The organism is Mycobacterium sp. (assembly GCF_035314665.1).
Taxonomy (GTDB): Bacteria; Actinomycetota; Actinomycetes; order Mycobacteriales; family Mycobacteriaceae; genus Mycobacterium.
This window is the reverse complement of sequence record NZ_DATFZD010000011.1, coordinates 1-12,456: the sequence shown is the minus strand read 5'-3', so window position 1 is coordinate 12,456 and position 12,456 is coordinate 1. Positions and strand designations below refer to the sequence as shown.

Sequence of the window (12,456 nt, the reverse complement as noted above, 5' to 3'; positions counted from 1 at the left end):
CTTCCAATCAGGTGACGGGCATTGGGCGCTGACCTCACTCGACGACGTGTTCTACGCCAGCCGCCACCCCGAGATCTTCAGCTCCAGTCCCAACATCACCATCAACGACCAGACGCCGGAGGTATCCGAGTACTTCGGCTCGATGATCGTGCTCGACGACCCGCGGCATCAGCGGCTGCGATCGATCGTCAGCAGGGCTTTCACCCCGAAAGTGGTGGCCCGCATCGAGGCATCGGTGCGCGAGCGGGCCCACCGGCTGGTCGCGTCGATGATCGCCGCTCATCCCGACGGCAACGGCGAGGCGGTCAGCGAGCTGGCCGGGCCCCTGCCGTTGCAGGTCATCTGCGACATGATGGGGGTCCCCGAGGAGGACCATCAGCGGATATTCCACTGGACCAACGTGATCCTCGGCTTCGGCGACCCCGATCTGACTACCGACTTCGATGAGTTTGTTCGGGTTTCGATGGAGATCGGCGCCTACGCCAGCGCGTTGGCGGAGGATCGTCGCGTCAATCACCACGACGATCTGACGACGAGCCTGGTGGAAGCCGAGGTCGACGGCGAGCGGCTGACTTCGGCCGAGGTCGCGTCGTTCTTCATCCTGCTGGCAGTCGCAGGCAACGAGACGACGCGTAATGCGATCAGTCACGGCCTGCTCGCACTGACGCGTTACCCCGAGCAACGGCAGGCGTGGTGGGCCGACTTCGACGGCCTATCGCACGCGGCGGTGGAAGAGATTGTGCGGTGGGCATCGCCGGTGATCTATATGCGACGAACCCTCACCCGTGACTTCGAGCTAAGTGGGACCAAGATGGCCGCCGGCGACAAGGCGACGCTGTGGTACTGCTCGGCCAATCGCGACGAGTCGAAGTTCGCCGACCCGTGGATGTTCGACGTCACCCGCAACCCGAATCCGCATGTCGGCTTCGGCGGCGGCGGCGCCCATTTCTGCCTGGGCGCCAACCTGGCCCGTCGCGAAATCCGGGTCATGTTCGAGGAACTGCACCGCGAGGTACCCGATATCGTCGCGACCGAGGAGCCCGCGCGATTGCTGTCGCCGTTCATCCACGGCATCAAGACGCTCCCGATCGCCTGGACCCCGCCGGGCTGATTCCAGCCCATTGCGCAACGTCAGAACCGTATAGTCGGCGCAAGCCCCCCGGGCGGCGAGGAACGGAGGAAACGCGTGACGATCCCGAAAACCCTGGCAGTCGGCGTGCCGCTCACCGCGGCCGCGCTGGCGCTCGCACCGAGCGCCGCAGCCGGGATGCTGATCGGCAACTATGAAGTCGAGACCACGCGGGATCCGGGTCACTCGTGGCTCTGGAATGTCAGGAAATGCCGTGTTGAGGCTCCGGACTGTGTCCACGTGAATGCCCAACCGAGGCCCAACGGGCAAGCGGAGCCGTGGAACGCAGATGCACATCTCGCCAATGGGCGGTACACGATGGTCGTCGACGTGCCCGATGGCGTGCGCTGCACCGTGTACTTCCTGCCGTCGCACGACACCTATTCCTGGGATATGGTGTCGCTCGTCGGTTCGGTGGATTCCACTTTCGACGCCGGCTGCGGCAACACACCGGGCGGCACCGTCAGCTACCCCTTTAATCTGGTGCGCTACTAGAGCAACACGGGGTTGCTGACGTGTGTGCACATTTTGTCGGCAGATTCCTCACCGCTATCGTTTTGACCTCGGCAGTTCTCGGTGTCTTCGTTCCGTCCGCGTCCGCTGCGGGCTGCCCCGACATCGAGGCAGTACTCGCTCGGGGTACCGGTGACACGCCAGGCGTCGGCTGGATCGGACACGCATTCATCGATTCGCGGCGGCAGAAGGTCGGACTCAAGTCGCTCGGGGTATATGCCGTCGATTACCCTGCCAGCGAGGACCTTTCGCGCGCAGTCGACGGTATTCGAGACGCGGCCAATCACGTTGAGTCCATGGCGGCCAACTGCCCTAATACCAAGATGGTGCTCGGCGGGTATTCCCAGGGCGCGGCTGTGATGGGTTTCGTCACGTCGACGATGGAATGGTCGACCAGGCAGTGAATTTCGCGGTGAGCCATCTCTAAACGAGCGGCGCGACCCGGTGCCGGTTACGAGACGAAAGCGGGATTCGGCTTGGCGGCCTCGGTAGCCGCGCTGGTTCTGCTGGCAGCCTGCGGTACAACCGATCTCAAGCCGGGTACGACGTCGACGAGCCCAACTTCGAGGGCGGCAGCTACGACATCGGTAAGCACATCGACCGCTGTGGCCGCCCTGCCGACAACGCGAAATCCTGGCAGCGAGAAATGGATTGACTTGCAGGTTGGTGATTGTCTGGCCGAGCTTCCATCAACCGACCCGAGCGTGATCACCGTCAGCGTTGTCGACTGTGCCGCCGCGCATGCGGCAGAGGTTTATCTCCGCGGGCCGCTGGCGGTCAACGACGCCGTCGCCGACGTCGCCAACCAGCAGTGCGCTACCGGGTTGTCGCGGTACACCGGGCAATCCGTCGGCGGCAGCCCGTTCGCGGTGACCTACCTCATCGACTCCAATCAGGATCGAACCGCTGACAATCCCGCGCCGAGTACCGTCATCTGTCTGCTGCATGCCGAGAACGGTCACCCGCTGACGGAGTCGGCTCGGCGCTGAACTAAACGGTCAGGGCCGAGTCGGCGAAGAACTGCCCCCATTCGTTACGCGCCGCGGACTCGGCGTCGATAGACATTTGTGCTGATCTTTCGCCACCATTCGCGAGATGCACCAGCGCGCCGGCCATCGCGAACACCGGCATCCGGTGACGCTGTGCCGCGTTGATCAACTCGTGAAAAGCCGTCTCCGAAGGACACCGGCGAAGGCCAATGAGAATGCCCTTCGCGGTGTCGAGGATCCGACCACCGTGCAAGTCCGCCGTCATGCTGCATACCTCCTGTTGAGCATGCGAATATCCGATCGCCTCCCGCCGATGTGGATATTTCGCGAGCGTGTCCATGATTTGCGTAACCATGCGGCCGCGCCAGGTCACCGTCCCGATCGGTATGCAGCCGTGATCGGCTTGGTACACAATCCGCCCGGTTGACGCGCGGTTTCGTCGCAGTGACGATTGAGGCAATGAGCCACCACTGCACCACCGAGCCAGCTCTGAATATCGAACCGTCGATCAACGAGCGTCAGGCGCTCAAAGCGGCGGCAGCGCGACTGCAGAACGAGTTCCCCGACGCCCTCGACACGGAGGCCGTCGAGCGGTTGGTGTACTGCTCGTACCAAACGCTGGCCGCCGACGTGATCGTCAGCATGGGTTGCGGCGACGCCTGCCCAATTTCGCCCGGCCGCCGGTAGGAAGAATGGGTCCTCGACGACCCGGCCGGCAAAGGCCTGGCCGCCGTGCGGCCGATCCGCGACAAGATCGAACGCCGAGTGCGCCTCCTACTCGATGACCTGCGCATTCCCTACTGGTCCTGACCCACAGCTGCTCTCGGTTGTGCCTCGGCCGCGCTCGTACAGGATGATGTGCTGGTGTTCGGGCTTGTCGTAATCGTTGCGCTCTTTGCCACAGTGATCGTGGGCACGGTCATCGGCCGCCGTTACCGCGTGGGCCCGCCGGTTCTGCTGATCGTTCTCGGCGCTTTGCTGGGTTTGATCCCGCAGTTCGGCGGCGTGCGGCTCGATGGGGAGATCGTGCTGCTGCTGTTCCTGCCGGCGATCCTCTACTGGGAGAGCCTGAACACCAGCTTTCGCGAGATCCGCAAGAACCTCCGGGTGATCGCTTTTCTCAGCGTCGGCCTGGTGATTGTGACCGCGGTAGCGGTGACCTGGACGGCACGGGCGCTCGGAATGGAGTCACATGCGGCGTCGGTCCTCGGCGCCGTGCTCTCCCCCACCGACGCCGCCGCGGTAGCCGGCCTGGCGAAACAGCTGCCACGCCGAACGGTCACGGTGCTGAAGGCGGAAAGCATCATCAACGACGGGACCGCACTCGTTCTGTTCGCCGTGGCCGTCTCTGTCGCGGTTGGCGGCGCTCCGGTCAGCCCGGCGGCCTTGACCGCCCGTTTCATTGGCTCCTATGCGGGCGGCATCTGTGCCGGGCTGCTGGTCGGCATCGCGGTGACTCAGGTGCGCCGCAGAATCGATGCGCCGCAAGAGGAGGGCGCCCTGAGCATACTGACGCCCTTCGCCGCCTTTTTGCTCGCCCAAACAATCCATTGCAGCGGCGTCGTCGCGGTTCTGGTGTCGGCCCTCGTCATTTCTTACGCCTCGCCGCACGTGTTCCGAGCGCGTTCCCGTCTCCAGACATTTGCGTTTTGGGACCTCTCGACATTCCTGATCAACGGCTCGCTATGGGTGTTCGTCGGCACCCAAATGCCCCACGCGCTGCGCGGCATAGCCGGCGTCGACGGCGGACTTCGCCACGCCGGATTCCTGGCCCTTGCCGTCACCGGCGTCATCATCGTGAGTCGGTTTGTCGTTTCGGACCTTTTCACTTTTTTCCTTCGTGCTGTTGACAGGCGCGCGGTGCAGCGCACCCGCCGCATCGGTTGGCGCCAGCGGATGGTCTCGCGGTGGGCGGGCTTCCGCGGCGCCGTATCGCTCGCCGCGGCGCTGGCGGTACCGCTGACCACGCACAGCGGCGCCCCGTTTCCGGACCGCAACCTCATTATCTTCGTCGTCTGCGTCGTGATTCTGGTGACCGTGCTCGTGCAGGGCGGCACGCTGCCCGACGTCGTTCGCTGGGCCCGGCTACCCGAAGACACAAGCCGCGCTGACGAACTGCAACTGGCACGCTGTCGCGGCGTGCAGGCCGCCCTTGAGGCCTTGCCCCTGGTCGTCCGTGAAGTCGGCGGCAGCGACGAACTATTGAGGCGCCTGGAAAAGGAATACGAAGAACACGCGGCGCTCGTCGAAGCCGGCGTCGATGCTGCCGGACCGAACGAGGTGGCCGAGCGGAACGATCTGCTTCGGCGGGTGCGACTTGGCGTGCTCGAACACAAACGCCGCGCTATCACCGAGCTTCGGGACCAAAATCGCATTGACGACGAAGTCTTGCGAGAGGTGCAGTCGGTGATGGATCTCGAGGAGGTGCGACTCCTCCAGCCTGCCGACTCCGAGTGACGGCGCAAAGGCCTTAGCGCATCGGCACTTTCACGGCGATCAGGTTGGCGATGTCGATGGCGGAGTTCTTAGGGTCGGGGCTGCAGGTGTTGACATCGACGATGACGTTGTTCTTGAGCGTTAGCGCGCGCCCGCAGGCCCAACCGCCGGCCTTCGCATGCTGTTGCGTTGCAATCACGCTCAGTGCGCCGTTGGTATCCGATACCGGCCCCACGACCCACTCCGTTCCGGACTGGATGTGGGTATACCCTTGGCAGGCCGGCCAACGCAGCGCCGAGGAAATCAAGAACACGCGAGCTTGTTTGACCGTGGGAAATAGCACCACCGCCTGCTCGGCGTAGTGCGTGAAGTTATCGCCGTCGTTGAGCGCCCGGTCACGAACGGCGGTGAAACCGCTGTTGGCGTAGACCTGGGCTTGCGCCGCGCCGTCGACGGCCAGGCATTCCGGGGGCCGCATCGTGGCGCTGTCGTCGGACATCGCGTCGTGCCTTCTGGTGACCGCCATTTCCTTTGCGCCCATCACGGGGCTGATCTGTTCGGGGCTGAGCAGCAACTCATCGAGCTCACGCTCGACAACCGGGCGCGGGATGAGCGATGTGGTGGTCATCGTCGATTTCATGCCGGCTTGGTTGCTACCGCTGCCACATCCTGCGACGAGAATGCAAATGCCCGCAGCGGCGAATGTGGCCACGAAATGGCGCAACTTTTCATCCCCATTCCCGCCGTACCCCCAACCCGTCACCGCGGTGCGATTTCCCTACAGCGTTGCCGGTCGAACTCGCGTGCATTCAGCCTACCGTGCACGTCGCCGGGCAATACCAGGGAATTAAGCCAAATTTAGACTCCACTCAGTGATTCCAAATAGGGCCGGAGATGGTTTGCGGGATTACACTTCGCCGACGGCATGCTCGTCGACTGCATTGCGGCGGTTGACGATCAACGGGTCGGTCTGCGTGAACGGGAAGTTCGGCAGGCCGTCGATATGCGTGTTGAAGGTCGCCGCGAGCACTTCACGTGAGTAGGCGCTCACCGACGCGCGGTAACCGATGTCGCCGGGCGTGGGCTGGTCGAAGAAGATGGTGAAGTGCCAGCCGGGCGATTCCACCACCTCGATGTGATGCGGGTAGGCGCGCGGGATGAAGTAGACGTCACCCTGCTTGAGGTACCACGTGTCCACCGTGCCGTCCGGGTCCAACACCGTCATCCGTCCTGAACCGCTTTGCACGTAACCCATTTCGGCGGTGATCGGATGCCAGTGCGGCTCGCGCATCCCATCTTCACGGATCCGCAGCGAGTACATCGACAGGTCCTTCAATGCCGGCCAGAACTGCACCCGGGCCAGCCGGGCCGACCCGACAGCGATACTGATCGGCGGTGACTGCGCCTCGACTTCGAATTTGTGCGGGTCGCCGAAGTGGGCGGTATTCGGCACCACCGGCTCGCCGCGGCGCGCGGCCAGCGCGCGATCGGTGGTGCTGCGACGAATGGCCGCGAAGTCCGACGCATCGAGGTCGTAGGTGTTGCCCAGCACGGCGTCGGTCATGGCACCGAAAGCAGCTCCCAGCCCGAAATCCTCGGGGCGCTCGTGGCGAAACGCAATGATGAACTCGGCGACGTCTTGCCCGATGTTCTCGATGTGATGCAGTGACCCAGAATCGATGTGGAACATATCGCCGGCCTTGATGATGAACGACGAGAACCTGCTGGCGGTGTCGAGCACCGACACCAATGCGGTACCCGAGACGCAGTAAGTCAGCTCGTTCGCGTTGGCATGCCAGTGCGGCGTCCGCATCGCACCGGGATTGACCACCACCCGCTTGATCGACATGCCTTGCAGGACTGGAAAATTGTCGGCGGTGGCGCGTCGGATCGAACCCAGATCGGATTCCTCGACGATCTCGCCCTCGAGCAGCGAGATGGTGTGCTGGCTGGTGCGTTCGGTGACGATGGTCACGACTTTTCTCCTTCCTCGGTGACCGCAAATGCCGGATGCCTACAGCGTTCCCGCGCTGGGTGATCCACGTCCAAGATCGGATTGCGATGGGCTGATAGCCGCCGTTTATCACCCGGACAAACCGCGCATTGGGTACCGTCGACGCATGCCTCTACGGCGAGGACGCGTGCCTCTACGGCGAGAAAGCCCGATTCGCGGACGGCGGCTGCGACTTGATGAAGCGTTGGCGGAGCGCGCCCTGATGAGTCCGGCCGGCTATCGGTACCTACTCGATGTGGCGCCACGTATCGACAAGGTGCTGATCCCTCGGACCCACGGGCGGCTCAGCTCGGCCGGAATCGACAGGGTGGGGCTCGTCACGACCACCGGTGCGAAGTCCGGGCTGCCGCGCACCCATCCGCTGACATTGATCCACGATTCTGACGGCCTGCTTGCAATCGGCTCCAACTATGGTCGCCCACCACACCCGGCCTGGAGCGCCAACCTGCTGGCGCACCCCGAGTGCACCGTCGAGTTCAACGGTCCGCCCGCGCAATACCGCGCCGAACTGCTCAGCGGCGACGTCCGCGACTCTGCATGGGCCGTCGCCACCGACTTTTATGCCGGCTACGAGCGGTACCGAGCCAGCTGCGCACCACGCGAGATCAGGCTCTTCCGCCTTCGGCCGATCGCCGCCTGACGACCGCTCGGGCTGATCGAAGGCCCGCTCGAACACCCTGAACGGCCCATTCGCGGTTACGACGATGTTTCGTGCGCTCCTCGGTTCTTGGTGTTCATGGCTTGTTCAACCAACCGTCGATGTCAGATCGTTGACCGCACACAAGGGGCAGTTCTGCTGGGCGGTATGCGTGTCGTTCAGGTCGCCAACTTCTACGGACCTCGCTCCGGCGGCCTTCGCACCGCCGTGGACCGGCTGGGCGCGGAATACTGCACCGCGGGCCACGAGGTGTTTCTGATCGTGCCCGGTCGGCATGCCGAGCACACCGAGCTGCCCACGGGCGTCGTGCGAATCACCGTGCCCGCCAGGTTGATTCCCTTCACCGGCGGCTACCGCGCGGTGTTGCCGGGACCGGTGCGGGCGCTGCTGAAAGCGCTTGGACCGGACACCCTGGAGGTCTCCGACCGGCTCACGCTCAGATCACTGGGCCGGTGGGGGCGCGAACACGGCGCCACCACGGTGATGATCTCCCACGAGCGCCTGGATCGCCTTGCGGGCCAAGTGCTTCCGCGTCGAACCGCGCGAAAGTTCGCTGACTTCGCCAACCGGCGCACCGCCGCCAACTACGACACCGTGGTGTGCACCACCGGGTTCGCACGCGAAGAGTTCGACCGCATCGGGGCAACGAACACCGTCACCGTCCCACTGGGCGTGGACCTGGAGACCTTCCATCCATGCCGGCGCTCAGCGCTGGTACGTCAGCGCTGGGCCAATCCGTCGCAGATCCTGCTGGTGCACTGCGGCCGGCTGTCCGTCGAAAAACGGGCCGACCGCAGCATCGACGCGGTCGCGGAGTTGTGTGCCGCGGGTGTCGAGGCCCGACTGGTCGTCGTGGGCGACGGCCCGTTGCGGGCCAGGCTGCAACGGCAGGCCGCTCGGCTGCCGATCGATTTCACCGGTTTCATTTCCGACCGCCACACCGTCGCCGCGCTGCTGGCATCGGCCGATGTCGCGCTGGCACCCGGGCCGCACGAAACCTTCGGGCTGGCCGCACTGGAATCGCTGGCATGTGGGACGCCGGCCGTGGTCTCCCGCACGTCGGCGCTCGGCGAAATCATCACCCCGGCCAGCGGCGCCCTGGCCGACAACGACCCGGCGGCCATCGCGCAAGCGGTCAGCGCGGTCGTCAGCCGGCCCGAAGACGACCGGCGCGCCGGCGCGCGGCGCCGCGCCGAGATGTTCACCTGGCAGCGGGCGGCCGTCGGAATGCTCAGCACGCTCGGGGCCGCGCCAGTTACCGACGAGTTCGAGACCGACGAAAACACCGCGTAGCGCTACGCGCGGCAGTGCCTAGCCTGGGTTAGCCGGTCCGACCTGACCGGTGAGCGGGTTGACCTGTACCGTCATCGGACCCCGTTGTCCCGCCGCGTTAGCTTTTCCACGCTGCTGCGCTTGAGCGAGCGCGTTGATCACCGGGTTGTCCTTCAGCAGCTGTTTGCGGTCTTCGTCGGACAGCTCGTAAAACGCCCACAGGCCCCACGCGGCCGGCCGGACATACAGCGTCACTTTCTGATGGCGCCGCTTGTTCTGCGACAGCACCGCGGGAATGGGCACCACCCGATCCAGCGTCGCGGAGCTCACCAGCTCCTGCGCGATCTTGTCCACGTCCACCGCGTCCTGAAGCTCGTAGACCAAGGACTGATGGGGTGAATGGGATGGGCCCTGGAGGGCCAGGAACCACGCCATCCGGCGTCTCCTTCGCTCGTCGTTATCAGCGCAACTGTAAAGGACGCGCTCGCCTTCAGCGGCAAGAACTCAGCTCGCTTCAAACGGTTTGGTTGCTGCACAACCTCGGCGACTAACTGGGATCCGGAAACGCGACCGGGCTGGCAGGCGCCCCTCGTGCAACCACGACCGGCATCGACGTCGACGCATTGGTACTAAGGATCGTGTGCACCACTTCGATGAGGTCTTCGACCGGCATCAACTTGCCCGGCATGCAGCCACGCGAAGACCACAGCGGGACAGCCTTCATGGCGAGGTCCATATCCCAACCGACATTCATTCCCGTCGCGGCGTCGCCCTCGCCGCCCCCGCACTCCCCCACGATCAAGCAGGTGAAGCCGATGTCGGGGTGTTCCGCTCGCCAGGCATCCACAAGTTGCTCAAGCGCGGCCTTGCTGACGCCATACGCACCGAGGGCCGGCCAGGGCGGCCCGAAGGGACCTGCGTCGGAAGACAGATACACCGCCTTGCCCGCCGAGGCCGTCAAGTGTGGCACCGCCGCCGCCGTCACCAACGCCGCACCGATGACATTGGTGTCGAAGACGCGCCGCCACGTTTCCGCGTCGGTGTCGACCATCCGGACGAGCGGCCCTATCGCGGGTGTGTAGATCAGGTTGTCGATACCGCCGAGTGCATCGGCGGCGTCCTTGATGGCCGATCGACACGATCCCTCGTCGGTGACATCGCATTCGATCGCGACCGTGCCCGAGCCCGCCTCCTTGGCGGCGGCCTCGATGCGCTCGCGGCGCCGGGCGAGCAACGCGACGCGGCCGCCACGCTGCGCGAGGCCGACGCCAATGCAACGCCCAAGGCCACTCGAGGCGCCGACCACCACTGTCCTTGACATATTTGCCCTTTCTTGTAACGAGCCCGCTGCAGGCACAGCGTATCGGCCGCCCGAGGGGTCGATAACTCCCGGTCATTGCTGGACCTGGACTCCGGATGATTAGACGCAACTTCCGGATACCCGGTGGCCTGGGGGTTTGTGAGTTTAGACACATCGCTGAGGGGTTAATCCCGCCTGGCAATGGGCGGGAGCACGCCCCGCGCGGACAACCGAATTTCAGGAGCGTGATTCAGATGAGCATGGCTTCCTTCGCCGTAGCGGAGATGGGACCCGACGAGCGTGACTACGACAACTGGCTAGTCACGCTGACCCAGGCGTCTGTTCGCCTGGACGTCCTGCAGACCGTGGTCACCGAGCTATGCCAGCTGTGCGCAAAAGAGCACGTCGTGCAAAGCCGAGAAGTTCTGGAGGTACTCCAACGGCACGGCGCGATCACCAACGCCGCCTAGGAGTCTGCTGAATTAATCCCGCGTGGCGGATGGGTTTGGCCTGGCGTTTTCGGGATGATTGGTGGGTGCAGGGTCGGTCTGATGATCAGCGTGAGTTGTTGGATGCGGAGTCGGTAGCAGGCCATCTTCTCAAGGGCGACAGCGTGTTCGCTTTCTTGGCGGCTCATCGGCATCATTTGTTCCCCGAGGAGATGTTCGCCGATTTGTTCCCGTCGCGGCGGGGGCGACCGAGCGTGGCGGCTGAGGTGATGGCCAGTGTGATCACGCTGCAGGCGTTGCACGGTTTATCCGATAACGAGACCGTGGACGCGGTGACCTTCGATCTGCGCTGGAAAGCGGCATGCGGATTGCCGGTGACCGCGACGGCGTTTCATTCCACGACGTTGACCTATTGGCGGCGGCGTCTGGCGGCTTCGGATCGCCCGAACCGAATTTTTGAGGCGGTCAAAGCCGTGGTTGCCCAAACGGGGGCGCTGACAGGGCGCGCCCGACGGGCGTTGGATTCCACGGTGCTCGATGATGCGGTGGCCACCCAGGACACCGTCACCCAGCTCATCGGCGCGATCCGGCGGGTCGGTCGTGAGGTGGCCGGTGCGACCGAGGTCATCGCCGCGCACTGCGCAGCTCATGATTACACCGATCCGGGTCAGCCAGCGATCGCCTGGGATGATCTGGCGGCCCGCGAGCAGTTGGTCGACGCACTGGTCAGCGACGCCCACCGAGTCCTAGGGCATCTGCCCGAGCAGAACCTGGGTCCGCGGGGCGCCGAAGCGGTGGCGTTGCTGGCATTGGTCGCCGGCCAAGATGTCGAGCCCGTCGAGGGCTCTGATGGCACCGACGGGCACTGGCGCCTTGCCCGCAACGTCGCGGGTGATCGGGTGATCTCCACGGTGGACCCCGAGACTCGCCATGTGCACAAAAGTGTGCATCGCCGCCAGGACGGCTACAAAGCCCACATCGCGGTCGAACCCGACACCGGAATCATCACCGACTGCGTCCTGACCGCAGCCAACGGCGCCGACAACCACGAAGCTACGGTCGGCTTAGCACTGCTTGACGACGAAAACTCGCCGGTGACCGTGCTGGCCGATTCTGCTTATGGAACCGGCGAATTCCGCGCAGAACTTTCCGCGCGAGCCCACACCGATCGGGTCAAACCTGCACCTGCGCGCGGTGCCATTCCGGGTGGATTCACCGTCGATGACTTCATCGTCGACCATGACGCACGCAGCGCGACCTGCCCGGCCGGGGTGATTCGACCGATCAGCCGCGCGGGTTATGCCAGCTTCGGGGTGGCGTGCACCGGCTGCCAATTGCGCAGCAAATGCACCGCCAGTGCCACCGGCAAATCGCTGACGATCCGCCCCCACGACGCGCTGCAAAGAACCGCACGCAGGGATGCGCGAAAACCGCAGTGGCTCACTGAATATCGGCAGCATCGTCCCATGGTCGAACGCGCTATCGCGTGGCTGACCCGCGGCAACCGCAAGGTTCGCTACCGCGGCGTCGTCCGCAACGACCATTGGCTGCACCATCGCGCCGTAGCGCTGAACCTACGACGCCTACTCACCTTGGGCTTGCATCACACAGGTACGAGCTGGGCCATCGCCTGATCACCATGAAGCCCAAGGGCTTGCGCGATACGCCACCGTCCTGTCACCCTCACAACGGCGGG

Annotated in this window: 13 protein-coding genes and 2 pseudogenes; 10 read left to right on the top strand and 5 right to left on the bottom strand. The window is 64.6% G+C overall.

Annotated features, from left to right (window positions below):
- The 4 genes and pseudogenes from VKI00_RS00885 to VKI00_RS00870 all read left to right on the top strand — a co-directional run.
- Nucleotides 1–1,111 (top strand): cytochrome P450 (locus tag VKI00_RS00885; RefSeq protein WP_324434555.1); only part of this gene is annotated, 1,111 nt, incomplete at its 5' end.
- Between the two features lie 156 nt (nucleotides 1,112–1,267).
- Nucleotides 1,268–1,624, top strand: a complete 357-nt coding sequence (locus VKI00_RS00880) for a hypothetical protein (RefSeq protein WP_324434561.1) — start codon at nucleotides 1,268–1,270, stop codon at nucleotides 1,622–1,624.
- 20 nt (nucleotides 1,625–1,644) lie between these two features.
- Nucleotides 1,645–2,019 (top strand): annotated as a pseudogene (locus tag VKI00_RS00875) (cutinase family protein); the annotation flags it as partial.
- Between the two features lie 228 nt (nucleotides 2,020–2,247).
- Nucleotides 2,248–2,631: a hypothetical protein gene (locus tag VKI00_RS00870; protein WP_414687088.1), complete on the top strand. Its 384-nt coding sequence runs from the start codon at nucleotides 2,248–2,250 to the stop codon at nucleotides 2,629–2,631.
- 1 nt (nucleotide 2,632) lies between these two features.
- On the opposite strand, the gene VKI00_RS00865 is transcribed toward VKI00_RS00870, so the two are convergent.
- A complete protein-coding gene (locus tag VKI00_RS00865) occupies nucleotides 2,633–2,896 on the bottom strand; it encodes an ANTAR domain-containing protein (RefSeq protein WP_324434551.1) in 264 nt (87 codons plus the stop codon).
- Nucleotides 2,897–3,252: 356 nt separating this feature from the next.
- Here VKI00_RS00865 and VKI00_RS00860 point away from each other — a divergent pair.
- Both VKI00_RS00860 and VKI00_RS00855 read left to right on the top strand, forming a co-directional pair.
- A pseudogene (locus tag VKI00_RS00860) lies at nucleotides 3,253–3,441 on the top strand (arsenate reductase ArsC); the annotation flags it as partial.
- A 54-nt stretch (nucleotides 3,442–3,495) separates the two neighbouring features.
- Nucleotides 3,496–5,088, top strand: coding sequence for a Na+/H+ antiporter (locus VKI00_RS00855; protein ID WP_324434559.1), 1,593 nt, complete (start codon nucleotides 3,496–3,498; stop codon nucleotides 5,086–5,088).
- A 13-nt stretch (nucleotides 5,089–5,101) separates the two neighbouring features.
- Here VKI00_RS00855 and VKI00_RS00850 read toward each other — a convergent pair whose 3' ends face one another.
- Together VKI00_RS00850 and VKI00_RS00845 are read right to left on the bottom strand one after the other, a co-directional pair.
- Nucleotides 5,102–5,695, bottom strand: coding sequence for a sensor domain-containing protein (locus VKI00_RS00850; protein WP_324434549.1), 594 nt, complete (start codon nucleotides 5,693–5,695; stop codon nucleotides 5,102–5,104).
- Between the two features lie 279 nt (nucleotides 5,696–5,974).
- Complete coding sequence (locus VKI00_RS00845) at nucleotides 5,975–7,042, bottom strand: cupin domain-containing protein (RefSeq protein ID WP_324434547.1); 1,068 nt, start codon at nucleotides 7,040–7,042, stop codon at nucleotides 5,975–5,977.
- A 241-nt stretch (nucleotides 7,043–7,283) separates the two neighbouring features.
- On the opposite strand from VKI00_RS00845, the gene VKI00_RS00840 reads away from it, so the two are divergent.
- Entirely contained in the window at nucleotides 7,284–7,721 is a 438-nt protein-coding gene (locus tag VKI00_RS00840) for a nitroreductase family deazaflavin-dependent oxidoreductase (RefSeq protein ID WP_324434545.1), read from the top strand.
- Nucleotides 7,722–7,886: 165 nt separating this feature from the next.
- Complete coding sequence (locus tag VKI00_RS00835; protein ID WP_324434543.1) at nucleotides 7,887–9,032, top strand: glycosyltransferase; 1,146 nt, start codon at nucleotides 7,887–7,889, stop codon at nucleotides 9,030–9,032.
- Nucleotides 9,033–9,050: 18 nt separating this feature from the next.
- Here VKI00_RS00835 and VKI00_RS00830 read toward each other — a convergent pair whose 3' ends face one another.
- Nucleotides 9,051–9,446: a hypothetical protein gene (locus VKI00_RS00830; protein ID WP_324434542.1), complete on the bottom strand. Its 396-nt coding sequence runs from the start codon at nucleotides 9,444–9,446 to the stop codon at nucleotides 9,051–9,053.
- A 112-nt stretch (nucleotides 9,447–9,558) separates the two neighbouring features.
- Nucleotides 9,559–10,320, bottom strand: a complete 762-nt coding sequence (locus VKI00_RS00825) for an SDR family oxidoreductase (RefSeq protein WP_324434557.1) — start codon at nucleotides 10,318–10,320, stop codon at nucleotides 9,559–9,561.
- A gap of 245 nt (nucleotides 10,321–10,565) precedes the next feature.
- Between VKI00_RS00825 and VKI00_RS00820 the strand changes: the two genes are divergently transcribed.
- Nucleotides 10,566–10,781 carry a hypothetical protein gene (locus VKI00_RS00820; RefSeq protein ID WP_324434541.1) on the top strand — a complete coding sequence of 72 codons (216 nt, stop codon included), beginning with the start codon at nucleotides 10,566–10,568 and terminating at the stop codon, nucleotides 10,779–10,781.
- A 65-nt stretch (nucleotides 10,782–10,846) separates the two neighbouring features.
- Nucleotides 10,847–12,394, top strand: coding sequence for an IS1182 family transposase (locus tag VKI00_RS00815; RefSeq protein WP_324434540.1), 1,548 nt, complete (start codon nucleotides 10,847–10,849; stop codon nucleotides 12,392–12,394).
- Nucleotides 12,395–12,456: the final 62 nt, after the last annotated feature.